We start from the raw sequence: 24,760 nt of genomic DNA, 5'->3' as shown, positions 1-24,760 counted from the left end.
CAAAAAATCAGGATAGCTTATCTGCTTGAACGTTCGATAAAAGCGGCTTTTCTTCCCACCGATACAGCCAGTCGGATACCCACCGAAAGAGCGAGCTTGATCCGGGGTAGGCATACATAAGCAGCAGCAGCTTGAAGAAACCCCGCCGGAACGTATAGGGAATATTGGCCCCCTCCACATGCAGGATGAGCAGGCCAAATAAAACATAGGTTCCCAGCAGCCAGCCTAAGATGGATAAGCCTTGTTTGTCGCGAAAGAGGATAACGTTCAATACGGTTAAAGCGAAGAATACGTAAACCGCATAATTCCAGTAATCAATTTCAAAAACGACCTGCTCATTCATCTGGGTAAAAATTGCGCCCAGTTCGCCAAAATAAGAGCCCGTTACGTTATGAATCGCGCCCAGATGCGCTTTGGGCGGCAGCGGTACGTACCCGCGCAGGAAGCCGTAATTCCAGAAAACAACCGGCAGCAGACAAGCGAAAAACAAAGCCGCAGCTCGCCCAAAAGCTTCGACTGGCGACGAACGTACCGATTTGGCAAACACCAGTAATGAACCAATGGGGATGAAGAAAATGGTTTCGGTACGTGTCCAGCAGGCCAATGCGAGAAGTAACGTACCAGCCACAAACACATTCCGGTGACCCGTGTCCAGATAACGTTGAAGCAATAAGACGCCCGAAGCAAAAAAAGCGGCATTGGCCCAATCTGTTTGCACCAGAAAGGTGTAGGCAAATAATTCGGGACTACAGGCCAGTACGCTGATCAACAGGCCAGCCAGCAGGGGATGAACGCGCTCGCGCAATTCGGCATAAAAAAATAAGCCAAACGCAATGACCAGTAACGTAAGCCAAAGTTTCCCGAAGGCAAAAAGACCGGTACCCTGAGCGGCCAGCAAATAAATAATCTGCTGCATCCCCGTAAATGGCGCGTAAAAAGGCTGATTGCTAAACACCGACACCGACGGCAAATGCTCGGTAAATACCGACGAAACCAGTGTTTTCTCGTGAACGGCAAACGTAGCGACCAGATCAGGCCCAACGATGGTATCGAACGGAAGATTCGGAAACCAGGCGCATTTCCAGGCACTTATGAAAAGCAGATACGCCCAGAAAGCCAGAAAAGGCAGTTCGCACCAACGAATTGAGGCCCGGCTTTGCGCAAACATTTCGCGTAGATAGGCAAGTTGGCCACGTAACAGAACCAGCGAACCGATTGCCAATATCCCCAAGCCGATCAGCATTGGTAAACGCGTAATGGGTACATGAGCAAATTCCAGCACGAACGGCAGTACGGAGCTAATGCCCATACCGGCCAGCATGGAAAGTCCCAGCAGGCTGAACCCGTTGCTTACGGTCCGAAGCCTTGTCATCAGCCCGAAGCCCATAAGAAACTGGGTAAGAATGACGAACGCGATGGATAGATTCATGGCCGGGCGTTGTAATAGGCCTGAGCCTGTTCAGGCGTGTAGGCGAAAAAATGCGGGTCGTATTTTCTAAATTCACCCATAACGAGCGGGCGATTATGGTCTCTGAAGGTGAGCAGAAATACCTTGTTGTCGTATACCCAGAACGTATGCGTAGCGCGTTGCAGCACCGAATCCGGCGCCGTCATTTCGAGCAGATGCACCGACTTGCCCAGGTGATAATACAGTACGCTGGGGTACAGCCACGAATATCCGGTTGACTTACCCTGCTGATACGCGTTACGGATGAGATATTGCTGTGGAGGAATCAGGAAGTAATCGTTGGGTTTACAACGCTGCCGGATCAGCTCCGTATACGTGTACACGTCGCCATACCCTTCCTGCCTTCGAGCCGATACGTCCGTCTGTTTGTTCAGTTTTTCATGCTGCTCATAAAACCAGCCAACGGTTTCAGAAAGCCAGCCCTGATTGCCGGGTAACCAGATCAGCAGACTCAAAAGCCCGCAGCTAACGCCCAGGTAAATAAACTGTACGGTCCAGAATCGCCTACGGTCGGTTGGGGGAGGAGATTGGTCAGAAGAAATTGCCATAACGCAAGCGAATGAAGCAGAGATGCGAATATAAAGCACGTAGCGCATACAGATATTACTAAACGGACCGCCTATATCCTGTTTCCAACGTTATATTTGTGCATATATAACGATCCGGTTCTTTCTGGAAACTATATGCTGAAATTTACCTATGCTTTACTGACGCTTATTTTTAGCCTGCTGACGATTTACGGCCGCGCGCAGACGCTGCTTACCGTATCGGGTGAAGTGACGAAACCGCTCACGTTACAAGCTACAGACCTGAAAGCCATGCCTCATGCCGACGTAACGGCAAAAGACCATGACGAAAAGGAGCACCGCTATTCGGGGGTACCACTTTCTGAACTGCTTAAACAGGCGGGCGTTACGTTGGGGGCGCAACTGCGGGGAAAAAATCTGCGCAAATACGTAGTGGTTAAAGCGGCCGATGACTATGAAGTGGTTTTTGCCCTTCCCGAACTTGACCCTGAATTTACCACACGTACCGTTTTGCTGATCGACAGTGTTGACGGGCAGCCGTTGGGGCAGGATGTGGGGCCATATCGAATAGCGGTACCCGGCGAGAAAAAAATGGCCCGCTGGGTTCGACAGGTTAAAACCCTTGAGGTACGTGTTGCCAACTAACTCTCATGAAAAATTTACTTCTTTATCTGCTCCTTTGTCCCCTGACTCTGCTGGCCCAGCCGCTTCGGGTAGCGGTGGCGGCCAATGCACAGTTTGTGATGGAGCAGTTGAAAATTGCCTTTCAGCAGACATCGGGCGTTGCGGTTGAATCCATTGTCAACTCCTCGGGTAAACTAACTACCCAGATTCAGCAGGGAGCGCCCTACGATGTGTTTCTATCGGCGGATATGACCTACCCCCAAACGCTGCACAAGGCAGGATTAACCACAGCGGCTCCCGTTGTCTATGCCTATGGCTCGCTGGTGTTGTGGACAATGAGTGAGTTGCCGGTAACGGCTGATTTGAAAGCATTATCCGACCCGGCGATACGTCACATAGCCGTTGCGAATCCGGCCACGGCTCCTTATGGGGAAGCCGCTATCGCTTTTCTGAAATACAGAAAGTTGCTGGATCAGGCGCAGCCTAAAATCGTGTACGGAGAAAGTATTTCGCAGGTGAATCAATACGTATTGTCGGGGGCGGCTGAAGTTGGTTTTACGGCCAAGTCGGTTGTGCTTGACCCCAGTCTGACAAAGCGTGGACATTGGGTCGATTTACCACAAACGGGGTATAAGCCCATAGCGCAGGGTGTAGTCGTGTTGAAACGCACAACACAGCTTAAAGCGGCCAACCAGTTTCTGGCGTTTTTGCGTAGTCCAGCAGCCCGGCGTATTTTGCAGCAGTTTGGTTATAAATAAGAGGAAAGGGAGGAGCGGAGGAAGGGGACGAAAGGGACAAGCAGAATAGTCAATTTTATCTCCCTTTTGTCCCTCTCTTCCCCTTCCTCCCTTTCGTCCCCCTCTTCTATATGCCCATCGACTGGGAGCCCATCTGGCTTACACTACGCCTGGCCACTATCACCACTTTTTTACTGCTTATCATGGGTGTGCCGCTGGCGGGCTGGCTCGCTCTGAGTCGGTTTCAGCTCAAGCCGGTTGTAGAAGCCATTATTAGTTTGCCGCTTGTGTTGCCGCCGTCGGTCGTTGGCTTTTATTTGCTGCTGACCTTTAGCCCGACGAGTGGGCTGGGGAACTGGCTGTTACGTACTCTTGATCTGCAACTTGTTTTTTCCTTTGAAGGATTGGTTGTGGCTTCTTTGCTGTATAGTTTACCGTTTATGGTGCATCCGGTGCAGGCAGGCCTGGAAAACTTGCCCATCTCCTGGCGTGAGGCATCTTATACGCTTGGGCAATCACCGGTCAGAACCCTCTGGCGAGTATTACTTCCCAATGCCAAACCTGCTCTGCTGACGGGTATAGTCCTCACTTTTGCGCACACGATTGGTGAGTTTGGTCTGGTCTTAATGATTGGCGGAAACCTACCGGGACAAACCCGCGTTGCGTCAATTGCCATTTATGATGAAGTCGAACTGCTTCATTTTCAGACGGCTCATGCGTATGCAGCCTTGTTACTGGCCTTGTCGTTTGCGATTCTATTGCTGGTGTACATCATCAACAAACGCGTAACGGTATGATTCAGATCGATGTTGTTATGCCGCGTTTGTTTACGGAAGGGGTTAGTGATCTTCAGGCCCGGTTTGCGCTGGAATCAGGTAGTCTGACGGCACTGGTTGGCCCGTCTGGATCGGGTAAAACGACGTTACTGCGGTTAGCAGCGGGGCTGGAAACTCCCCGGCAGGGACGTATCGTAGTTGACGAATCGGTATGGCTGGATACTCAACAACGGATAAACCAGCCCCCGCAGCAGCGTTCGATTGGCTATATTTTTCAGGATACGGCCCTTTTTCCGAACATGACCGTTCGGGAGAATATTACGTATGCCGCTCCGATGAATCAGCAACCACTCGTGAACGAACTTATTGAAGCCACGGGGCTGGAATCGTTTGTCAATCAGAAACCAGCACGCCTTTCGGGTGGCCAGCGGCAGCGGGTAGCTTTGGCTCGGGCGCTGGTTCGTCGGCCGCAGTTGTTGTTGCTCGACGAACCGTTTGCGGCCCTGGATGCACAGGCTAGTCAAACGTTACGTCAGGTTTTACTTGATCTTCACCGAGCCTGGGGAACGACAACGCTACTGGTCAGCCATCATGAAGTTGACGTACTGGCCCTGGCAGATCGGGTCATAAGACTGGTGCAGGGACGTATTGAAACAGACGAACGGATCAATAAAGCTGAGTGGGCAATTACCGAACCCATTACCCGAATTGAATACAATCAAATACAGCAGTACTGGTATATTGAAACGGCCACGACGCAGTTGCAATCAACCAATCCGGCCTGGAGCCAGCGGAAGGTAGGTGATTTGATACAGGTCGGCCCAGGAACATAAATCAGTGGTAGTATTCGGAGCTTTATCAAGGCGTGATGGTCAGGCCGTTCTGATCGACTAGTTTCCCCTGAATGCCCCAGCCTCCGAACGTTTCGGACACGGCCATCCAGACTTCGTTCTGCCCTTTCTTCAAATCCAGATATACCTCATCGAAATAGCCAATCGTGCCTAGAAATCGGTAATCGCGGGAGGTGAACACATCCTGTCCGCCATATACCAGCGTTCCATTTACGTACACCTTGACGCGGTCACTGAAGCCAAACTGTAGTTTTTTAACCTGAGGTTTGTCGGATACGATAACCAGCTTCGTGAAAATCGTATTATGCCCTTCCCGTAATTTGCTGATCTGAGACAGGTTGATAACGCCGGAGTTTTCGGTACGTACTGTTTGCCACGTTAATTGGCGGGCCAGATCCTGCGGGATCGAATAATTGCTATCAAGCAGCTTTTCGTCAAACGTATTGGACACCTGCCAGCTCCGTATAGTGCCCTTTTGGGGAGCGGCTTCCGGCTTGAAGGTGCCTTGGAAGGGCGGATTGTCTGTTTTGGCATACTGAAAATTGGCGAAGCGGGTAACAACAGGAGCGCCATTATCTAACCTGATACGTCCTGGTTTTGGCGTACGTTTCAACCGATGGATCACCAGGCCCGGTTTGCTCATATCGTCAACGTAAACCTCAGCCTGCGTCTCCCGAACCAGCAGTTTGATATGCACCCACTCATCCAGCGGATACGTAATGGCGGTTGAATAGCCGTCGCCGTAGTAGAGTTGCCAGGAGTCCTGCAGGTTGAAAATGGGTATGTACTGAATCGCATCCGGATTGCCCAGCTGATGCGGCCGTAAATACACGAACTCGAAGTTTTCCGGGTTCTGCAGACGGAAGCCAACACCTGGGAAATAGCGACTTTTCGTTAGCGTCATATCGAACTCAATTATTCCGTTCACGAACGTACTGTCGTTCAGATAGAGCGCACCCTCAGACAGTTTGATACCTGTTTTTCCTTTAAACGTGTCGGGCTCTATCTTACCCGTAAACGTCCAGTGAGACGTATCGAATGGAACAATCGTTTGGGCAATAGCGAAATGACTGACAAGTAGCCCGAAGGCAAGCAGGATTAATTTCATAGTTTGTTTGAGTACATTTGATCGAACAGAAACAAACTTGTAAGCTGAGAGCCAGATGGACGATTCAAGGCCGTTCAACTTGTGTTCAAGTTTATACAAGCCCTTAACCAGTTGATTTATAAGCGTGATGGTAACTCAACAGGAAGACCGGCAACTGAGCCAGTGTTGTCGGCTAATCGAAGCTAAAGTAGGGTGGGGAAGTGGAGAAGGCTGGTCGACCCACGACTTTGAGCAGCTTAGTGAACGTATTGCCGAACAGACGGGTGTTGCGCTGAGCGTAACCACACTTAAGCGCGTATGGGGGCGGGTAAAATACGAATCGGCTCCGACAACAACGACGCTCAATGCGCTGGTTCAGTTTATAGGATACGCAAATTGGCAGGCGTTCAAAAATACATCGCAACCAGAGTCTGACATTGTATCAACTCCTGCCGGAGCCAGTACGTCAGTAAGCACCCGGAGTACTAGGCGGACTACGTTAAAGCGATGGGGCATTTGGGTGGGGCTGTTGCTTGGTCTGGTAGGAGGTTCCGTATTCTTTCTGAACAACGCCAGCCATAGGCCGCTTTCTCCCGATAGTTTTTCATTTAGCAGTGAGCCCGTAACGACAGGGATTCCGAACTCGGTCGTATTTCATTACGATGCCATCGCTTCGCCCACCGATTCGGTGTTTATTCAACAATCGTGGGACCCAAGGCGTCGGCAACCCGTTCCGAAAGATGGGCACGAACATACGTCTATTTATTACCACCCCGGTTATTTTCGGGCCAAGCTGGTGATTGGCAATCAGATCGTGCAGGAGCACAACCTGCTGATTCCGTCGGAGGGTTGGCACGTAGCCGTAGAGCAGGACCCTGTACCGGTTTATTTCAAGGCCAGGGACGTCATTCAAAAAGGTATTTTGAGTCTGCCAGTAACTATGATTCAGCAGCAGAATATGTCGATGCAACCCAAACCGCCGGGCGTTCGCTATCGTTACGTGCGCGAGTTCAAGGGGTTTCGTAATGACAATTTCACACTGGAAACGCGCCTGAAAAGTGATTACAAACAAGGCTCGTCAATCTGCCAGAACGTAACGATTATGATACTGTGCCAGAACGAATTTTTCTCCATTCCTCTTTCGGCCAAAGGGTGTGTGGGAAATCTGAGTATTTATCTGGCTGGGCACTATGCCGAAGCTAAACATACGGACTTGTCGGCTTTGGGTGCTGACCTGTCGCAATGGGTAGATGTGCAGCTTGACGTTCGGGATGGGCACGCTACGTTGTTGATAGGCGGTAAAAAAGCCTACGAAGCCAAACTTCCGACGGAGGCTAAAGAGATTGTTGGCATTGGGTATGACTTCGAAGGAACGGGTTCCGTTGATTTCGTTCGGTTTACCAAGCCCAGCGGTGAGGTTGTTTTTGCCGATAATTTCGATTCAATAACCGAAACGGATAGTCATCAATAATAATTGATAAGGTATTGTAAATCAGTTATTTGCGAGTTTTTCGATTTGAACTAAGCGCTTCTGTCAGGCGTTTAAATAGTATAACCTAACGTCTGTTTCATGCCCGATTTCAATCCGTCTTTGATCCTCTATACCGCCGACGCACTCAATGGAAGAGGGGAGACTGTACTGGCAAAATTTCCGGAGGCCGAAACGCTCGAAGTAAAGCAGCATAATCGCCTGCCGGAGTTGGGTATGAATCATTTTAAGATTAAATCCGACGTACTGGTTCTGGGGCGACTAAAAACGCAGGATATCAAGTGGAGCGGACGTAGCGCTGATTACATTGCGCCCAGCCTGGCGAATGGGTGTTTTGGAGGGTGTGCGTATTGTTACGTTGACCGGCACAAGAATGTGAATCCCATTACGCTCTTTACCAATGTTGAAGAAAACATTGCCTCGGTCGACCGGCACGTCATGAGCCTGGCCTGGCCTAAAGTTATCAATCAAACCGACCCTGAATTTTACACATACGACATCGGCTGTAACTCCGACATTTCCATTGATTATAGCCTGACCGACGGTATACGGCAGGTATTCGAGTTTTATCGGGCACATCCCCGCGCGAAAGCCACCTTTGCCACGAAGTTTGTCAATTCGGCCATGCTGAAATTTGATCCGCAGCGAAAAGTACGTATTCGGTTCAGTCTGATGCCTAGTCACGTAAGCAAATTGGTTGATGTGCGAACCGACAGTATCGAGAAGCGTATTGCCGTCATCAACGACTTTTACGAGGCCGGATACGAAGTTCACGTCAATTTCTCACCTGTAATTGTGTACGGCGGTAAAACCTGGCGTAACGACTACCGCGAGTTGTTCCGGCAGCTCGATGCGGCTTTGCGGCCTGAAGTAAGGGAACAGCTCAAATGCGAAGTGATTTTTCTGACGCACAACCAGTGGCAGCATCAGGCCAATCTGGCCATCAATCCGAAAGCTGAAGAGTTGCTTTGGGTGCCCGAATTGCAGGAGAGTAAGGTCAGTCAGTTTGGTGGCTGGAACATCCGCTACAACCACCAGTTGAAGCGTAAAATGATCGAGGTATTTGAGGGGTTGGTACGCGAAGAAATACCCTGGTGCCAGATCCGGTATATATTCTGAACCAGGATTTGAACAGGATTGAAAGGATTTACTTGATTTTTAATCTTGCGAATCCTTACAATCCTGTTCAAATCCTGGTTCTTATTAATTGCTATGTCCACCTTTGCTTCCGCCTGTTGACCCGCCCGCACTGCTACTTCCTTTTGCGGAGCTTTTGTGCGATACGGAACTGCGCCCATTTCCTTTCTGGCCATGACCAGTACCGTTGTCCTGATCGCCGGTAATACGTTGTCCTTCGTATTCTTTTTCTACGTTTTCCAGGGTTTTATCTTTCATGACGTTGATTGGTTTGTGATTAAAACCAATAACGTATCAGTGGGCGTGTTGTTTCACATATTCGTCCATTGAAAAGCGACCGGACCCAAGGACGATGAACGTAAGCAGAAGAATCAGAACGATCAGCGATAACCAAAGCTCAGAATTCAGCGGAGAGAAACCCTGACGAATGTTGACAAAGAATACCGCAGCTATCAGAATGGGTAGTTGCAGAATCGACATCAGGCGCGTCAGGCATCCCAGCGCAATCAGGAAACCGCCTACCAAATGAGCGAATGCTACGTAATGAACCGCCATGACCGGAAAAAGACCGAAATGTAGCCCGCCCATCAGTTGCGTCAGATAAGTCGTGTCACTGATAAAGCTGATGCCTTTCAGAACGAGAATGACCCCCAGCATAATCCGCAGGGCATCTGTCCAGGCGGGGTGATGCGTATCGCCCCAATGCTCAATACGATGTAACATGTTCATAACTATAATCGGTTTAGAGAATACTAATCGAATATAACGTCATGTTTCGTAAAAAGCAAGCTGATTGTCAACGCTATAAAGCTTTTCGTTACCCAAAATCCATAATACGCTTAAACGGTTTCAAGCGGCCCAATATGTACCGGCGACAGGTTTTCCATTTCGTCGGGCTCATATAGTCGTGACCGGATGAGAAATCGAACGCCCAGCGGAATTTCAAGTGAGAAACTAGCTCCGCGACCGGGCGTTACGTCGATGGTTAGATGGGTGTGTTGCCAGTATTCAAACTGGTCGCCCGACATCCAGAAGTCGCAGCCATAAATTTGTCCTAGCCACACATCCGACGAACCGATGATGAAATCACCGACCGCATAGCACATAGGCGAAGAACCGTCGCAACAACCGCCACTCTGGTGAAACATTAACGGCCCGTGCTGAGCGCGCAATTTATCAATAACTTCGGCAGCCGCCGGTGTAAGGTCGATGCGATTCGTCATAATGATTGAATTATTGAATGATAGAATGAGTGAATAAGGCAAACGTATGCTATTCACTCATTCTATCATTTACTCATTCAAAATTGATTAAAAGAATCCAAGCTTGCTTTTGCTGTACGAAATCAGCAGGTTTTTCGTCTGCCGGTAGTGGTTGAGCATCATGTGGTGATTCTCGCGGCCAAAGCCCGACTTTTTGTAGCCGCCAAATGGCGCGTGAGCTGGGTAGTTATGGTAGCAGTTCACCCACACACGACCTGCTTGTATCGCCCGCGGAACCTGATACAGCTCATGCGCATCGCGCGTCCACAGGCCGGCACCCAGTCCGTAGAGCGTATCATTCGCCAGTTGAATCGCTTCGTCAGTATCTTTAAACGTAGCAACCGACACCACCGGCCCGAAGATTTCTTCCTGGAAGATCCGCATCTTGTTGTTGCCTTTGAAGATCGTCGGCTCAATGTAATAACCGTTCTCCAGACCACTGTTTAATTTAGCGGCCTGTCCGCCTGTTAATACCTCAGCTCCTTCTTTTTTACCGATGTCGATGTAGGAAAGAATCTTTTCGTACTGGTCGTTGCTGGCCTGGGCCCCCATCATTGTGTCTGGATCTAGCGGGTGGCCGAGTTTGATGGCTTTTGTGCGCTCAATTACGCGTTCGATAAACCGATCATACGCTTTTTCATGAATCAGCAAACGCGATGGACAGGTACAGATTTCTCCCTGATTGAGGGCAAACATCACCGCCCCTTCGACACACTTATCAAAGAACTCGTCATCCGCATCGGCGATCGACTCCATGAAAATATTAGGTGATTTGCCTCCCAGCTCCATCGTTACCGGAATCAGATTTTCTGAGGCATACTGCATGATCAACCGACCCGTAGTGGTCTCACCCGTGAAGGCTACCTTAGCTATCCGCTTGCTCTGAGCCAGAGGCTTGCCCGCTTCGGGACCAAACCCATTGACGATGTTGACCACGCCCGGTGGAATCAGCCCTTCCAGAATTTCCATCAGCACCAGAATAGAGGTGGGCGTCTGCTCGGCGGGTTTCATCACCACACAGCAGCCCGCAGCCAGGGCGGGAGCCAGTTTCCAGGTAGCCATCAGCAGGGGGAAGTTCCAGGGGATGATCTGGCCCACTACGCCAATGGGTTCTTTAATGATCATGGAAACGGTGTTGGCATCGAGTTCGGCGATGGAACCTTCTTCCGCGCGGATGACACCCGCAAAGTAGCGGAAGTGGTCGACAACCAGGGGCAGGTCGGCGGCCAGCGTTTCGCGGACGGCTTTACCATTTTCGACGGTTTCGACCCGAGCCAGAAACTCCAGATTCTGCTCGATGACCTCCGCAATTTTTATCAGCATGTTGCTCCGTTCGGTAGCTGAGGTGCGCGACCAGGCCGGAAACGCCTGATGAGCGGCATCGAGGGCCAGGTCAATATCGGCGGCTTTGGAACGGGGTACGCGGGCAATCAGACTATCATCTACCGGGGAATGATTGGCAAAGTACTCACCATCGACGGGGGCTACCCATTTGCCACCGATGTAGTTTTCGTACTGCGTTTTAAACATGGGCCGTGGCAAAATTTTGCTGGGTGCTTCTGCGGTTTGCATCTGTTAAACAGGTTTATATAAGTTAATGGTTTTTTCACAAATTTTGCCGTAATTGTCCAAGCGTAATTGCGTTATAGTCTTAAATACTTTCGGAATTGTCTCATCTTCACTTTGTATGGAAAAAGCAGGGAAAGTGATTAAAAATGAAGCTATTAGTGCATGGGGCGCCCGGCTCGATACACTTGTGGAAAATAAGCTGACACTAAGCCATGATGAGGCCGAACTCCATTTATACGAGACTTTTCAGCAGGCCCACCTTATTCAGTTACGCTTCAATGCACCCGTAATGACCAGTATGCTAAGCGGGCGGAAAGTGATGCATCTGCGGGAGCGTGAGCCGTTTAACTATCAGCCCGGTGAATCGTTGCTGCTTCCCTCTGATCGCCTGATGCAGATTGATTTTCCAGACGCTACGTTCGATGAACCAACCCGTTGCCTGGCCCTGACCATTTCAGATGAGTTTATCCGCGAAACCGTTGCTGAACTGAATGAGCAGGTGCCTCGTGTCGAAACGACCGATCAATGGCAACTGGATACAGACAGCTATTTGCTTCAAAATGATCCGGAAATCAGCTCGCTCATCGACAAGTTGATTCGGCTGTTTCGGGAAAATAATCCGTTTAAACCGTTCTTCATCAAAAATACGCTGCGTGAGTTGATTGTCAGGCTTTCGCAAACGCAGGTACGAACGGGGCTTCTTCAGCAAACAAACCAGCATCTGACCACAAACCGGCTGGCCTACGTAGTGGCGTATATTCGGGAGAACCTGACCCGTGCTCTTTCGGTGGAGGAACTTTGTGATAAAGCCTGTTTATCAAAATCACACTTCTTCCGGCTGTTCAAAAGCGAACTTGGCGTTTCGCCCGCGCAGTTTATCCTGACCGAACGTATTCGTCGGGCTAAAGTGATTCTGAGTCACCCGACCAAAAGCATTACCGATGCCTGTTATGAGTCGGGCTTTAATAGTCTGGCGCATTTCAGCACCGCCTTTCGATCTATAGAACACATCAGCCCCCGGCAGTTTAAGCGGCAGCTTTTTGGCATGAATTGACTGGGCGATTATACACTAACGTTTAAACGATTGACGCTTAATACGTTTTGCATTAATGGGTCTACACGCCGGGTTATAAACCTGAATTCCCTACAAACCGTAACCCGAATTTGTCTAACTTTGATGAGTTATGACAAAACAATCTGCCTCAAAAGCTGCCTTTACAGCGTCTACGCTGGAGTTCATGCGCGAACTCGTTCAAAACAATAATCGTGAATGGTTTCATGCGAACCGCCCCCGTTACGACTCAGCCAAGGCTGAACTGTGTGCCGTAACCGAGCGCGTGCTGACCGGTTTAAGTCCGTTCGAGCCATTGGCCAATACGTCAGTAAAAGACTGCATTTTCCGCATCAACCGCGACATTCGGTTCTCGAAAGGCAAAGCTCCTTACAAATCGAATCTGGCGTTCGCCATTGGCCCCGGTGGTCGGCAATCGGGCCGGATTGATTACTACGTACATATTCAGCCCGACAATCAATCGTTTCTGGGCGCGGGTATGTGGCAGCCCACTCCGGCAAACCTCGCCAAGTTTCGGCAGGAAATAGATTATAATGTTCAGGAGTTGAAAGACATCATTGAAGCAGAAGCGTTTAAAGCGTATTTTCCGGAAGCGCACGGTGAAATGCTCAAGTCGATGCCGAAAGGGTATCCGGCCGATCATCCGGAAATCGATCTGCTACGTCGGAAAGAGCTGTTCTTTATGCACCGCTATACCGATAAAGATGTTTTGAAACCCAACTTTGCCGAGGAACTGGTACGTGGCTGTCTGATCATTAAACCCTACTGCGATTTGCTGAATTATCTGTTTTTTGATGAAAAAGAAGAGTCGGTTACGCTCTAAACGAGTTCTGTACTCCTAAAAGATACTTCGTCAAAAACCTGCGCACGGGTTCATCATACAGTTTTAAGCTCAAATATGCCAATACTATAGAGCCAAGAACGAGCGCTGAGGCACCAGGCAGCGATTGTACGAATGTGAGCTTTTCGTTTTTAACCCAGGCATAATACCAGTAGATAAAGGGATAATGTACCATATACAGCGGGTAAGAAATATCCCCTAAAAATTTGCATAGCCGGGTGGTCAGTTCGTCCGTTGTCTTTCCTGAAGCGCCAAGATAAACAAGTAGCGGAAAGACAACAGCAAAACAGACCGTATCATATACCCCGTTCATCCATAAATGGTCATTACCGCCGATACGTGGTATGGCTGATAAGATAACAATAGCCAAACCTCCTATCCAGAAAGCCCCTTTTACAGGGATAGGTTTGAATTTGCGAGCTAGTAACAAGCCTGCCGAAAAAGAAAATAACATACGCAGCGTACCGCCGATTATATTGTCTCCTGTCAGAGAAAATCCGACGCATATATCGCCGTATGGCCCCCAAATGGCAAACGCTGCCAATCCGCAACCTGCCAATAGAACCAGTATAGAAAGGGCGCTGGTCGAAAGCTTACGGATAAAGAATGCATAGAGAATATTACCAATATATTCGTAAAACAACGACCAGCTTGGCCCGTTCAGCGGGTACATTTCACCAACGCCCCGAATTTCGAAACCGGGAGTTGCCGGAATGAGACAGGCATTGATAAAGGTCGCTATCAATAAACTGGTTACCGATACTTTTGAAACGTCCCAGGCAGCGCAACCCTGGAAGTAGAACAGTACAGCTCCGATAATCGCCCCAATGACGACCATCGGATGCAGACGAATAAATCGCCGTTTGATGAAATCGCTTATGGTCATCGTCGCCCATCGGTCATCGTATGCATAGGCCACAACAAAGCCAGACAGGATAAAGAAAAAATCAACAGCCAGATATCCGTGGTTGATTTTTTGGTCTATATGACTGGTTGCATAGGCTTCAAATAAATGAAAACACACAACTGTTAATGCCGCTACGCCACGTAATCCGTCAAGTATATTGTAATGCGGTTTTGTGTCCGCAAAGGCAGTAGCCGAGACTTGGGTTTCTAACATCAATCGTACGTAGGCGCTTTACCTGAATACAAAAAAGTTGCCCGGTAGCCAATGTTAACATCGACTCCCGGGCAACTTTTTATTTATCAATAAATTATTACTCAACAGAAATCATCGAAACGGCTTTGGCTTCGAGCATGGTTTCGCCCATCAGGTAGCAGTCAGCAGCACGGGCGGCTTCGCGACCTTCTGAAATGGCCCACACCACCAGAGACTGCCCCCGACGCATATCGCCAGCTGCAAATACTTTAGGGTTAGTAGTCGTCTGATAATTGGTGGCTTTTACGTTGCCGCGCTCATCATATTCAAGGCCGAGGTCGTCGAGCAGACCGTTGTGCTGTGGATGCAGAAAACCAGCAGCCAGCAAAGCTAACTCGCAGGGAATGTCGCGCTCGGAGCCGGGTAGTTCAACCATTTGCATCCGCCCGTTTTCATTTTTCCACGTTAGATCAACGATACGTAAGGCTTTCAGATTTCCGGCTTCGTCGCCAATAAATTCTTTCGTATTGATCGACCAGTGCCGGTCGCACCCTTCTTCGTGCGACGTACTGGTACGTAGCATCATTGGCCAGTTGGGCCAGGGTGTGCTCTCTGCCCGATCTTTTGGCGGCATGGGCATCAGCTCAATTTGCGTTACGCTTTTTGCCCCATGCCGGTTTGAGGTACCCACACAGTCGGAACCCGTATCACCACCGCCGATTACTACCACATTTTTGTCGGTTGCCCAGAGTTCACCATCACCGTATTTTTCGCCCCGGTGGTCGACCTCTACGGCGCGACCTGCGTTCCGTTTGTTCTGCTGGCTCAGGAATTCCATGGCGGGGTAAATGCCTTTCAGCTCACGGCCCTTAATGGGCAGATCGCGTGGCACCGTTGATCCACCCGTCAGCATGACCAAATCAAATTGTTCCAGTAAGTCGTTGGCTTTCAGATCGACGCCGACGTTAACTCCCGTTTTAAACGTAACGCCTTCGGCCTCCATGACGGCCAGCCGACGATCGATGGTCCATTTTTCCAGTTTGAAATCAGGAATACCGTAGCGCAGCAGACCACCGATCTGATCGGCCCGCTCAAACACCGTGACGGAATGCCCGGCTTTGTTAAGCTGTGCTGCCGCTGCCAGTCCAGCCGGACCAGACCCAATAACGGCTACCCGTTTGCCGGTATGCTCTTTGGGAATTTTAGGCGTTACGTAGCCATGCTCAAAAGCGGCCTCGGCAATCGATTTCTCGATAAACTCGATAGCAACCGGTGGTTTGTTGATACCCAGAACACAGGATGCTTCGCAGGGAGCCGGACAAATGCGCCCTGTAAATTCAGGGAAATTGTTGGTCGAGCTTAGAATCTCGTACGCATAAGCCCAGTTCTGCTCATAAACGGCATCGTTGAACTCCGGAATGATGTTCCCTAGGGGGCATCCGCTGTGGCAAAAGGGCGTACCGCAGTCCATACAGCGGGCTGCCTGCCGCTGAGAATCCATTTCCGAATGCGGCACTTCAATTTCCTTGTAATCGTGAATCCGCTGCTGCGGGTCGCGCTTTTTGGGTAGTTCGCGCGCAAATTCTAAAAATCCGGTAGGTTTTCCCATTCGTACTAAATTCTTACCCGTGCGTTACGTCTACGGTTATATCCTGATAAACAATGCTTTTGTCGCGAATCTGATCGGCCAGCGAGATGCCCCGACCAGCCAGTGCTTTGCGGAAGTCGCCTGGCATTACTTTTACAAACTGACCAATCAGGTTGTCCCAGTCCTGAATCAGATTGAGCGCTACGTTGCTGGTCGTGTACTGGAAATGCTTGTCGACGTATTCCCGAACGATGCCCATGTCTTCCTCATTGAGTGGCTCCAGGCTTACCATTTCGGGGTTTACTTTCGACGCAAACGTGCCGTCCTGATCCCAGACATAAGCTACACCGCCCGACATACCGGCTGCGAAGTTGCGACCTGTTTTTCCGAGAATAATGGCCAGTCCACCCGTCATGTATTCAAGACCGTGATCGCCGACGCCTTCTACTACTACCTTACCGCCTGAGTTACGAACACAGAATCGTTCGCCCGCCATCCCGCGTATAAAGGCTTCGCCCGACGTAGCGCCGTAGAACGATACGTTCCCCACGATGCTGTTCTCTTCGGGCTGGAACTGGGCCGCCCGGTCCGGGTAAACAATCAGTTGCGCTCCGCAAAGGCCTTTGCCAAAGTAGTCGTTGGCGTCGCCTTCGAGTTCGAGTTTGATACCGCTTGTTCCAAAGGCACCAAAGCTTTGGCCTGCTGTACCCCGCAGTTTAATGTGGATGGTACTTTCGGGCAGACCCGGCCCACCGTACACTTTCGAGATTTCGTTGGAGAGCATCGTACCAATGCTTCGGTCAATGTTCTGTACGGTAAACTCGCCGTATACGTTTTCCGCCGACTTCAGGGCAGGCTGGGCCAGTTCGATCAGTTTCCGGTCGAGTACATCGTCCAGATAATGATTCTGCTCTTCCTGCTTGTACAGCGCTACGTCGAGCGTTGTAGGCTCTTTGTACAGCAGCGCGTCGAGGTTGATGTTCTTGTATTTCCAGTGAGCCAGGTTCTCGCGAAGTTCGAGCATTTGGACCTGCCCAACCATTTCGTTGATGGTCCGGAAGCCCAGCTCAGCCATAATCTCGCGTAGTTCCATCGCCAGGAAGGTGAACATGTTCACCACGTGTTCGGGCTTACCAGTAAACAGGGCACGTAGCTCCGTATTCTGGGTGGCTACCCCTACCGGGCAGGTGTTCAGGTGACACTTACGCATCATGATACAACCCGCAGCTACCAGAGCGGCCGTGGCCACGCCAAATTCTTCGGCGCCCAGCAAGGCAGCTATGGCCAGGTCACGACCGGTCCGGATTTGTCCGTCGGTCTGTACCGTAACGCGGCCACGCAGTTTGTTTTTAACCAGCGTCTGATGCGCTTCAGCCAGCCCTAATTCCCAGGGCAAACCAGCGTGACGGATCGACGAAAGCGGGGATGCACCCGTTCCGCCATCATGCCCCGAAATAAGAATATGATCGGCGTGGGCTTTGGCTACCCCGGCGGCAATCGTTCCAACTCCGGCTTCCGATACGAGCTTAACACTGATGCGGGCATCACGGTTAGCGTTTTTAAGATCGGAAATGAGCTGGGCCAGGTCTTCAATCGAGTAAATATCGTGGTGGGGTGGGGGCGAAATCAAACCCACACCGGGCGTTGAGTGGCGAGTCCGGCCAATCCAGTCATCGACTTTGAATCCGGGTAACTGACCACCTTCGCCGGGCTTGGCACCCTGCGCCATTTTTATTTGTAATTCCTTCGCATTCGTCAGGTAGTAGCTCGTTACGCCGAATCGGCCCGAGGCTACCTGCTTGATGCTCGAATTCATGCTGTCGCCGTTTTCAAGCGGCTTATAACGCAGTTCATCTTCGCCACCTTCGCCGGAGTTGCTTTTGCCGCCAATGCGGTTCATGGCAATGGCCAGCGTTGTGTGCGCTTCCCACGAAATGGAGCCGAACGACATTGCGCCGGTAGCAAAGCGTTTGAAAATGCTTTCGATCGGTTCAACTTCGTCAAGCGGTACAGGCGTGCCTTTTCTGAATTTCAGCAGACCACGTAGTGTAATCGCCTTCTGCGTCTGATCGTCAATTAGTTTGGAGTACTTCTTGAAGATCGTATAATCGTTTTTCTTGGTAGACTGCTGAAGCAGGTGGATGGTATCGGGATTGAAAATGTGTTTTTCGCCCCGTTGTTTCCACTGATAGATACCACCAACTTCCAGCCGTGGAGCCGCTACAGGTGCAGGCGGGAATGCCACACAGTGCCGAACCAGAATCTCACGGGCAATCTCATCCAGACCCATGCCGCCAATTCGCGAAACCGTACCAGTAAAGTAACGGCTCACTACGTCCTGGTTCAGACCCAGGCACTCGAAAATCATGGCACCCTGATACGATTGCAGGGTTGAAATCCCCATCTTCGAGAAGATTTTGAGCAGCTCGCCGTTAACCGCTTTGACGTAGTTTTTGAACAACTTGTCGAGGTCGTAGTCAACCGTCAGCAGCCCTTTTTCTTTCATACTGGCAATCGTTTCGAAAGCCATGTAGGGGTTCACACCTGATGCGCCATAGCCAATCAACGTAGCGACGTGGTGCGTCTCCCAAACGTCGCCCGCTTCGACAACAATACCGACTTTCCCCCGCAATCCCTGACGAATCAGATAGTGGTGAATAGCAGACGTTGAGAGTAGCGACGGAATCGGCGCGTGGCTGGAATCGATGGCCCGGTCGGAGAGAACCAGAATCGAATAGCCATCCTGAATGGCATCTTCAGCGTAGCGGCAGATGCGATCAAGAGCCCGCTCCAGCGACTTGCCATCGCCATCAGCCGTAAACAGACAGTTGATGGTTTTGGCCTGGAATTTGGGTTTATCGATGAACCGAAGTTTGTCAAATTCTTTCGTGGTCAGAACCGGCTGTTCCAACTCAACCTGACGACAGTGTTCGGGCGACTCACTCAGCAAGTTATACGTAGCACCAACGAACGAAATCAATGACATGATCGCCCGTTCCCGAATGGAGTCAATCGGGGGGTTGGTTACCTGCGCGAACAATTGCTTGAAGTAGTGGCTCATGTGCTGGCTCTGCTCCGACAATACCGCCAACGGAACGTCGGTGCCCATTGAGCCAAGGGCTTCCTTCCCTGTTTCGACCATTGGCGCCAGAATCATCCGAAGGTCTTCGGACGTAAAGCCAAATGCCTGCTGCATACGAAGCAGCTTGGCCGGATCATACGGGTTGTACGACCGGATTGGCGCTTCCAGATCGTGAATCTTTATTTTATTGGTATCGAGCCATTGCTGATAGGGCTGCTTGGCGCAGATATCGGCTTTGATTTCTTCGTCGGATACAATACGTCCCTGCTCCATATCGACCAGGAACATTTTGCCGGGCTGTAAACGACCTTTCGAAACAACGATGGCCGGATCAATATCCAGAACTCCAACTTCCGACGCCATAATCACTACGTCGTCGCTGGTGACCCAGAAACGCGATGGACGCAAGCCGTTCCGGTCGAGCGTAGCACCAACAATACGGCCATCCGTAAAGGAAATCGAGGCCGGACCGTCCCAGGGCTCGATAAGCGCTGCATGGAACTCATAAAACGCCTTCCGAACCGGGTCCATGTGTTCATTACCATCCCAGGCTTCCGGTACGAGCATCATCATGACGTGCGGTAGTGACCGGCCGCTCATGACCAGCAACTCAATTGCATTGTCGAGGTTAGCGGAATCCGATTGCTTTGGATCGCAGATGGGCAACAGCATGTCCATCTCTTCCTTCGTAAACTTGGTTGATTCAAGCAGCCCTTCAGCGGCCTTCATCCAGTTTACGTTGCCCCGAACGGTGTTGATTTCGCCATTGTGTGCGATATACCGGAACGGCTGGGCCAGTTTCCAGGAAGGGAACGTATTGGTTGAAAAGCGTGAATGCACAACCCCAATCGCTGAAACAACCTCGTCGTTCTGAAGGTCCGGGAAATATGGCTCCAGTTGAAGGGTTGTAAGCTGCCCCTTATACGTAATGGTCCGGCAGGAAAGCGACGAAAAGTAGAAGTGATCAACACCCGCAATGGTCTCATTGATGATGCGGGTACTGTAATTCCGAAGAATGTATAATTTACGCTCAAAATCGTCGGCATTAGTAACGTCGGCAGGGCGTTTGATAAACACCTGCTCCATTTGAGGTTCTGCCGAACGCGAGCCGTTACCCAAATCACTATTATTGACAGGGACCACCCGGTAACACAGCAACTCTAGGCCGAGCCTCTTCATCTTGCGGTTCAACACCGCCCGACATTCTTCACGGAGCCATACGTCTTTCGGGAAATAGACCATACCCACGCCATATTCGAGCGCAGGTGGCAGATGAACGCCCAGCTTACGGGTTTCATCGACGAAAAACTCGTGAGGAATCTGGATGAGCAAACCAGCTCCGTCGCCGGAGTTTGGCTCCGAACCAACGGCACCCCGGTGTTCCATACGTCGGAGCATCTGGAGCGCATCCGATACAATTTTGTGAGACTTACGGCCTTTAATATGGGCTACAAAGCCGATACCGCAGTTATCGTGTTCAAACTCGGGGCGATATAGGCCCGCTAATTGGTCAACCTGATCAGACATGGTCGTAACAGTGTTGGATAAGGCTACCGATTTGAAGACTCTTATTGAAAGAATCGCAAAAAACAGTGCCGATTATTAAGAAAATCTAAATTAACAAGTAGCCCGGCGTAAAATAAAATCCGGAGATGGTGGTCGGGCTGAAGGGCGTTTGTGACAAAGTCATGCAATATACTACGAAAAAAATTGGGCAAAAACAGCTTTTGTCGGAATTTAATAGTAAACGGCCCTAATTGTAACTTTGATTATAATTCTTCTTGAAAAATGCCAATTCATTAATTGGTTTTAGTCGCGTTTACTCGAAAAGACGTGTATTTGACGACTATTATTTGGCTTTATTAACGTCATATTAGTGGCATTAAATAAGTAATTCCTGAAGATCAACGTGGGTAGGTAATCAGTCGGTTTTTAATCGGATAACGTAGCGGATAAAATGGATACAAGTGTTTGGCAATCGCGAAACGTATCCGATATAACGTTGGGAAAAAACAGCCAGGCAGGTGTGAGTGAAAACAAAAAAGCCGCTCGATTGAGCGGCTTTGGGCTTTTTGTGATTCGGCTGGGATTCGAACCCAGGACCCATACATTAAAAGTGTATTGCTCTACCAGCTGAGCTACCGAATCATTTTCCCTGCGAGCGAACCTGTCGTCGTCGTTTGGGAATGCAAAAGTAGGAGTTTGTTTTGCTTTACGCAAGAGAGAATCAAAAAAAAGTTAAGTGCCGGGTTAATTTTACCGCTTCCACGGCTTCCCGAACGTCGTGAACACGCAGGATCGAAGCCCCCTTCTGCAGAGCAATCGTGTTCAGAACAGTGGTTCCATTCAGGGCTTCATCCGCACTGATGTTCAGGGTTTTCCAGATGGTTGTTTTGCGGGACAGTCCAACCAGCAACGGTTCGTCGAATAAACCGAAGTTGGCTAAAGAATTCAGGAGCAAAAAATTTTGCGCAGGCGTCTTCGCAAAGCCAAATCCGGGGTCAAGAATAACGTCTTTCACGCCAAACGACCGCAGTTCCGCCAGCCGGATTGACAGTTCATCGATGACTTCCGTGGCGACATGCTGGTACGTTGCCAGCGACTGCATGGTTTGGGGTGTGCCCCGCATATGCATGAGTATATAGGGGGCATTCAAGGCGGCTGCGGTTTCAAACATGGCCGGGTCGAGTGTGCCGCCTGCTACGTCGTTGATAAGCGCAGCCCCGGCTCCGATGGCTTGCCTGGCCACCGAAGCGCGGAACGTATCGACAGAAATAAGTGCATCCGGAAATCTATGTACTATGGCTTCAATGGCGGGCAGTACGCGGGCAGCTTCCTCAGAAGGGCTAACTTCAGCCGCACCGGGACGAGTCGAGTAGCCGCCAATATCCAGGAACGTAGCGCCATCCGCCAGCATTTTCTGAGCAATCTCAACGGCCGCTTCAGCCACAGATTGCTGGCCTGAAAGACGGCTGCCTGCAAAGAACGAATCGGGTGTTACGTTCAGGATACCCATCACCGCAGGTGTTGTCAAATCGACCAGTCGGCCCCGGCAGTTCAGCGTTTTTTTCGTAACTTTCGGCATTGATTATGTTATTGGTCATCAGCCATTCTTTAGTAGCTGACGTACAACGTACCAATGACGAATGACCAATCTGTATGTCCCAAACTGAAACCGAATATCGGCAGGTTATCCAACGCTGCAAAGATTTATTCCTGAAAAAAAATCAAGATTACGGTACCGCCTGGCGCATTTTGCGGCTGCCAAGCATCACTGACCAGATTTTTATTAAAGCCCAACGTATTCGAACGTTGCAGGAAACGGGCGTTAGTCGCGTGGGGGAGGGTATTGAGCCTGAATTTGTTGGAATAATTAACTACTGCGTGATGGCGTTGATTCAGATGGAACTGGCTAACGACTCACGTACCGACATTCCTACCGACGAGCTTGAAACGCATTACGATAAACAGGTTGGGCAGGTTATGGATCTGCTGTTTGCCAAGAACCACGATTACGGCGAAGCCTGGCGCGATATGCGAGTCAGTTCGATGACGGATATCATTCTGATGAAGCTTCTGCGTACGAAACAAATCGAAGATAATCGGGGGGCTACGCTGGTTTCGGAAGGGGTGGAAGCCAACTATATGGATATGATCAATTACGCCGTTTTTTGTTTGATAAAACTCACTAAATAATGAATAATAGATAATGTAAGATGAATACTGGTGCTGCGTACCATTGTTCATTTTGCATTACCCATTATTCATGGCAAACCATGAACCCAGCAACAACGCATCCTAAAGTTAAAACCGGTACGCCACCGATGCTTATTGCGGCTCGTATTGCCCGCATTCTGGTCGGGGTTGTTTTTATTTTTTCGGGACTTATCAAACTTAATGATCCTGTTGGCACGCAGATCAAGTTTGAGGAATATTTTGAAGTATTCGCGCAGGACGTACCGTTTCTGCACGATTTTTTCATGGCGCTGATTCCCTTTACGTTAGTTATGTCGGTGCTGTTCTGCGCGGCTGAAGTGATTCTGGGTGTTGCTCTGCTGGCGTCGTACAAACCTAAAGTGACCGTCTGGTTATTGTTCTTCCTGATTGTCTTTTTCACGTTTCTGACATTCTATTCGGCTTATTTCGATCGAGTTACGGACTGTGGCTGTTTTGGTGATGCCATTAAACTAAAGCCCTGGACCTCGTTTGGCAAAGATGTTATCCTGACCGTATTGATTCTGTTCATTATTGGGCACCGGAACCGCCTTCGGGCTCGGAAAACGGGATGGCTGGTTACGCTTACGGTTCTGCTTACGCTGGGGCTAGGCATCTATGCCGTTGAGTTTTTACCCCCGCTGGATTTGCTACCCTACGCGGTTGGCAAAACGATTCCTACCCAAATGAAACCGTCGGAGCCACTTCGCTACAAGTATATCATGGAGAAGGATGGCAAGACGGCTGAATTCGAACAATATCCGTCTGATCAGAGCTATAAGTTTAAGGAAATGGTACTGATCAATGAAAGTGCCAAGCCCAAAATAACGGACTACCGTATCTGGAACGGCGATACTGATTTTACGCAGGAAACCTTTACCGGAAACAAACTCTTCATTGTTGTCAAAAACACCAAAGATATCGATCCGGGAAGCCTGCCCGCGATACGTTCGCTGGTTGAGGGCCTTCAGGGATCAGCGGTTTCGCCGTATATACTGACATCGGTTAGCGACGACGAAATCAAAGCGTTTCGTACCGAATTTCAGCTGGATAACGTGCCCTATTACAAAGCGGATGCTACCGTTCTCAAAACCATTATGCGCTCCAACCCGGGTACGTGGCTGATGAGTAATGGCGTAGTACGTGGTAAATGGCACTACAACAGCACGCCCGATGCGGCTGAAGTTAAAAAAATTGTGAATGAGTGAATGAGTGAATGAGTGAATAACAATCGACTGTTCTATTCGCTCATTCACTCATTCACTCATTCGTCCATTGCGAATGAAAAACATCTTTCTGATTGGCATGCCTTCATCCGGCAAGAGTACGCTGGGAAAACGTGTTGCCGATGCGCTGCACTATGGTTTTGTGGATACCGATAAACTGATTGTTCGGAAAGAAGGCCGTTCGATTGCCGATATTTTTGCGCAGTCGGGCGAGGAGTATTTTCGAGAAGCCGAACGGAATGTACTGCGAACTATTCGGCCGGGTGGAAGTCAGGTTGTTTCGACCGGAGGGGGGATGCCCTGCTTTCACGATAACATGGCCTATATGAATGCCACAGGAATTTCTATTTTTTAGACGTGCCCGTAGATATTCTCGTCAAGCGCATTCTGGCTCATGCGCAGGAAGATCGCCCCCTGAACAATCCCAGTGATCCTGAATTACCGGCTGTGCTGCAAAAGCGGTATGAAACGCGCTTACCGTTTTACTCTCAGGCAAACGTCATTATTTCCGGAGAAACGACCGAGGAAGAAGTGTTGAGAAGAATAGGGGAGTGGTTATAAAACAAAAAGGCGTGCCACGGTTTTATCCGTGGCACGCCTTTGCGATTTGG

Annotated in this window: 21 protein-coding genes, 1 tRNA gene and 1 pseudogene; 11 read left to right on the top strand and 12 right to left on the bottom strand. The window is 49.9% G+C overall.

Annotation, left to right across the window (positions count from 1 at the left end; translation table 11 throughout):
• Positions 1 to 7 precede the first annotated feature (7 nt).
• Entirely contained in the window at positions 8 to 1,429 is a 1,422-nt protein-coding gene (locus LN737_RS24415) for a hypothetical protein (RefSeq protein WP_405512844.1), read from the bottom strand.
• The gene (locus tag LN737_RS24410; protein WP_405512842.1) at positions 1,426 to 2,016 is read right to left on the bottom strand and encodes a hypothetical protein; all 591 of its coding nucleotides are present in this window, start codon (positions 2,014 to 2,016) and stop codon (positions 1,426 to 1,428) included. Before LN737_RS24410 ends, LN737_RS24415 begins: the two co-directional genes overlap by 4 nt.
• A 135-nt stretch (positions 2,017 to 2,151) precedes the next feature.
• Here LN737_RS24410 and LN737_RS24405 point away from each other — a divergent pair, with 135 nt between their 5' ends.
• The 4 genes from LN737_RS24405 (at position 2,152) to LN737_RS24390 (ending at position 4,965) form a co-directional block, all read left to right on the top strand.
• On the top strand, positions 2,152 to 2,640 hold the full coding sequence (locus LN737_RS24405) for a molybdopterin-dependent oxidoreductase (RefSeq protein WP_405512840.1): 489 nt from the start codon (positions 2,152 to 2,154) through the stop codon (positions 2,638 to 2,640).
• A 5-nt stretch (positions 2,641 to 2,645) separates the two neighbouring features.
• On the top strand, positions 2,646 to 3,377 hold the full coding sequence (gene modA / locus LN737_RS24400; RefSeq protein ID WP_405512838.1) for a molybdate ABC transporter substrate-binding protein: 732 nt from the start codon (positions 2,646 to 2,648) through the stop codon (positions 3,375 to 3,377).
• A 110-nt stretch (positions 3,378 to 3,487) separates the two neighbouring features.
• Complete coding sequence (modB, locus tag LN737_RS24395; RefSeq protein WP_405512836.1) at positions 3,488 to 4,153, top strand: molybdate ABC transporter permease subunit; 666 nt, start codon at positions 3,488 to 3,490, stop codon at positions 4,151 to 4,153.
• On the top strand, positions 4,150 to 4,965 hold the full coding sequence (locus tag LN737_RS24390; RefSeq protein WP_405512834.1) for a sulfate/molybdate ABC transporter ATP-binding protein: 816 nt from the start codon (positions 4,150 to 4,152) through the stop codon (positions 4,963 to 4,965). The genes modB and LN737_RS24390 overlap by 4 nt, the downstream gene beginning before the upstream one ends.
• Before the next feature lie 25 nt (positions 4,966 to 4,990).
• Here LN737_RS24390 and LN737_RS24385 read toward each other — a convergent pair whose 3' ends face one another.
• Positions 4,991 to 6,091 carry a hypothetical protein gene (locus LN737_RS24385; RefSeq protein ID WP_405512832.1) on the bottom strand — a complete coding sequence of 367 codons (1,101 nt, stop codon included), beginning with the start codon at positions 6,089 to 6,091 and terminating at the stop codon, positions 4,991 to 4,993.
• 127 nt (positions 6,092 to 6,218) lie between these two features.
• On the opposite strand from LN737_RS24385, the gene LN737_RS24380 reads away from it, so the two are divergent.
• Positions 6,219 to 7,541: a hypothetical protein gene (locus tag LN737_RS24380; protein WP_405520507.1), complete on the top strand. Its 1,323-nt coding sequence runs from the start codon at positions 6,219 to 6,221 to the stop codon at positions 7,539 to 7,541.
• Positions 7,542 to 7,640: 99 nt separating this feature from the next.
• Complete coding sequence (locus LN737_RS24375) at positions 7,641 to 8,678, top strand: spore photoproduct lyase family protein (RefSeq protein ID WP_405512830.1); 1,038 nt, start codon at positions 7,641 to 7,643, stop codon at positions 8,676 to 8,678.
• Between the two features lie 84 nt (positions 8,679 to 8,762).
• Here the strand turns inward: LN737_RS24375 and LN737_RS24370 are convergent, their stop codons facing one another.
• The 4 genes from LN737_RS24370 to LN737_RS24355 form a co-directional block, all read right to left on the bottom strand.
• Positions 8,763 to 8,954, bottom strand: coding sequence for a hypothetical protein (locus tag LN737_RS24370; RefSeq protein ID WP_405512828.1), 192 nt, complete (start codon positions 8,952 to 8,954; stop codon positions 8,763 to 8,765).
• 36 nt (positions 8,955 to 8,990) lie between these two features.
• Complete coding sequence (locus tag LN737_RS24365; RefSeq protein ID WP_405512826.1) at positions 8,991 to 9,425, bottom strand: DoxX family protein; 435 nt, start codon at positions 9,423 to 9,425, stop codon at positions 8,991 to 8,993.
• Between the two features lie 110 nt (positions 9,426 to 9,535).
• Entirely contained in the window at positions 9,536 to 9,919 is a 384-nt protein-coding gene (locus LN737_RS24360; protein ID WP_405512824.1) for a DUF779 domain-containing protein, read from the bottom strand.
• An 87-nt stretch (positions 9,920 to 10,006) separates the two neighbouring features.
• Positions 10,007 to 11,530, bottom strand: coding sequence for an aldehyde dehydrogenase family protein (locus tag LN737_RS24355; protein WP_405512822.1), 1,524 nt, complete (start codon positions 11,528 to 11,530; stop codon positions 10,007 to 10,009).
• Positions 11,531 to 11,645: 115 nt separating this feature from the next.
• Here LN737_RS24355 and LN737_RS24350 point away from each other — a divergent pair, with 115 nt between their 5' ends.
• Together LN737_RS24350 and LN737_RS24345 are read left to right on the top strand one after the other, a co-directional pair.
• A complete protein-coding gene (locus LN737_RS24350; RefSeq protein WP_405512820.1) occupies positions 11,646 to 12,581 on the top strand; it encodes an AraC family transcriptional regulator in 936 nt (311 codons plus the stop codon).
• Between the two features lie 130 nt (positions 12,582 to 12,711).
• Positions 12,712 to 13,422 carry a DUF2461 domain-containing protein gene (locus tag LN737_RS24345; RefSeq protein ID WP_405512818.1) on the top strand — a complete coding sequence of 237 codons (711 nt, stop codon included), beginning with the start codon at positions 12,712 to 12,714 and terminating at the stop codon, positions 13,420 to 13,422.
• Here LN737_RS24345 and LN737_RS24340 read toward each other — a convergent pair.
• The 5 genes from LN737_RS24340 to folP all read right to left on the bottom strand — a co-directional run bounded on the left by LN737_RS24340 (position 13,412) and on the right by folP (position 22,294).
• Positions 13,412 to 14,560: an acyltransferase gene (locus tag LN737_RS24340; protein WP_405512817.1), complete on the bottom strand. Its 1,149-nt coding sequence runs from the start codon at positions 14,558 to 14,560 to the stop codon at positions 13,412 to 13,414. The two genes, LN737_RS24345 and LN737_RS24340, sit on opposite strands and share 11 nt — an antisense overlap.
• Positions 14,561 to 14,657: 97 nt before the next feature.
• Positions 14,658 to 16,148, bottom strand: a complete 1,491-nt coding sequence (locus tag LN737_RS24335; RefSeq protein ID WP_405512815.1) for a glutamate synthase subunit beta — start codon at positions 16,146 to 16,148, stop codon at positions 14,658 to 14,660.
• Positions 16,149 to 16,161: 13 nt separating this feature from the next.
• Positions 16,162 to 20,736, bottom strand: coding sequence for a glutamate synthase large subunit (gene gltB / locus LN737_RS24330; protein WP_405512813.1), 4,575 nt, complete (start codon positions 20,734 to 20,736; stop codon positions 16,162 to 16,164).
• Positions 20,737 to 21,284: 548 nt separating this feature from the next.
• Positions 21,285 to 21,357 (bottom strand) — tRNA-Lys (locus tag LN737_RS24325).
• A gap of 79 nt (positions 21,358 to 21,436) precedes the next feature.
• Positions 21,437 to 22,294, bottom strand: coding sequence for a dihydropteroate synthase (gene folP / locus LN737_RS24320; RefSeq protein ID WP_405512811.1), 858 nt, complete (start codon positions 22,292 to 22,294; stop codon positions 21,437 to 21,439).
• 74 nt (positions 22,295 to 22,368) lie between these two features.
• On the opposite strand from folP, the gene LN737_RS24315 reads away from it, so the two are divergent.
• From LN737_RS24315 to LN737_RS24305, 3 genes and pseudogenes are all read left to right on the top strand, one after another.
• Positions 22,369 to 22,905: a DUF1599 domain-containing protein gene (locus LN737_RS24315; RefSeq protein ID WP_405512809.1), complete on the top strand. Its 537-nt coding sequence runs from the start codon at positions 22,369 to 22,371 to the stop codon at positions 22,903 to 22,905.
• A gap of 80 nt (positions 22,906 to 22,985) precedes the next feature.
• Entirely contained in the window at positions 22,986 to 24,131 is a 1,146-nt protein-coding gene (locus LN737_RS24310; protein ID WP_405512807.1) for a BT_3928 family protein, read from the top strand.
• Between the two features lie 73 nt (positions 24,132 to 24,204).
• Positions 24,205 to 24,710, top strand: a pseudogene (locus LN737_RS24305) (shikimate kinase).
• Positions 24,711 to 24,760 lie beyond the last annotated feature (50 nt).

It is taken from the genome of Spirosoma sp. KNUC1025, from assembly GCF_045160025.1.
In the GTDB taxonomy this organism is placed as follows: Bacteria; Bacteroidota; Bacteroidia; order Cytophagales; family Spirosomataceae; genus Spirosoma.
This window is presented reverse-complemented; position numbering and strand designations above follow the sequence as displayed.

Coding starts and splice junctions, on each gene's coding strand:
- gltB (WP_405512813.1), bottom strand. CDS start 20,736: ATGTCTGATCAGGTTGACCAATTAGCGGGCCTATATCGCCCCGAGTTT.
- LN737_RS24310 (WP_405512807.1), top strand. CDS start 22,986: ATGAACCCAGCAACAACGCATCCTAAAGTTAAAACCGGTACGCCACCG.
- folP (WP_405512811.1), bottom strand. CDS start 22,294: ATGCCGAAAGTTACGAAAAAAACGCTGAACTGCCGGGGCCGACTGGTC.
- LN737_RS24365 (WP_405512826.1), bottom strand. CDS start 9,425: ATGAACATGTTACATCGTATTGAGCATTGGGGCGATACGCATCACCCC.
- LN737_RS24405 (WP_405512840.1), top strand. CDS start 2,152: ATGCTGAAATTTACCTATGCTTTACTGACGCTTATTTTTAGCCTGCTG.
- LN737_RS24370 (WP_405512828.1), bottom strand. CDS start 8,954: ATGAAAGATAAAACCCTGGAAAACGTAGAAAAAGAATACGAAGGACAA.
- LN737_RS24375 (WP_405512830.1), top strand. CDS start 7,641: ATGCCCGATTTCAATCCGTCTTTGATCCTCTATACCGCCGACGCACTC.
- LN737_RS24415 (WP_405512844.1), bottom strand. CDS start 1,429: ATGAATCTATCCATCGCGTTCGTCATTCTTACCCAGTTTCTTATGGGC.
- modB (WP_405512836.1), top strand. CDS start 3,488: ATGCCCATCGACTGGGAGCCCATCTGGCTTACACTACGCCTGGCCACT.
- LN737_RS24390 (WP_405512834.1), top strand. CDS start 4,150: ATGATTCAGATCGATGTTGTTATGCCGCGTTTGTTTACGGAAGGGGTT.
- modA (WP_405512838.1), top strand. CDS start 2,646: ATGAAAAATTTACTTCTTTATCTGCTCCTTTGTCCCCTGACTCTGCTG.
- LN737_RS24335 (WP_405512815.1), bottom strand. CDS start 16,148: ATGGGAAAACCTACCGGATTTTTAGAATTTGCGCGCGAACTACCCAAA.
- LN737_RS24340 (WP_405512817.1), bottom strand. CDS start 14,560: ATGTTAGAAACCCAAGTCTCGGCTACTGCCTTTGCGGACACAAAACCG.
- LN737_RS24380 (WP_405520507.1), top strand. CDS start 6,219: ATGGTAACTCAACAGGAAGACCGGCAACTGAGCCAGTGTTGTCGGCTA.
- LN737_RS24355 (WP_405512822.1), bottom strand. CDS start 11,530: ATGCAAACCGCAGAAGCACCCAGCAAAATTTTGCCACGGCCCATGTTT.
- LN737_RS24360 (WP_405512824.1), bottom strand. CDS start 9,919: ATGACGAATCGCATCGACCTTACACCGGCGGCTGCCGAAGTTATTGAT.
- LN737_RS24315 (WP_405512809.1), top strand. CDS start 22,369: ATGTCCCAAACTGAAACCGAATATCGGCAGGTTATCCAACGCTGCAAA.
- LN737_RS24345 (WP_405512818.1), top strand. CDS start 12,712: ATGACAAAACAATCTGCCTCAAAAGCTGCCTTTACAGCGTCTACGCTG.
- LN737_RS24385 (WP_405512832.1), bottom strand. CDS start 6,091: ATGAAATTAATCCTGCTTGCCTTCGGGCTACTTGTCAGTCATTTCGCT.
- LN737_RS24350 (WP_405512820.1), top strand. CDS start 11,646: ATGGAAAAAGCAGGGAAAGTGATTAAAAATGAAGCTATTAGTGCATGG.
- LN737_RS24410 (WP_405512842.1), bottom strand. CDS start 2,016: ATGGCAATTTCTTCTGACCAATCTCCTCCCCCAACCGACCGTAGGCGA.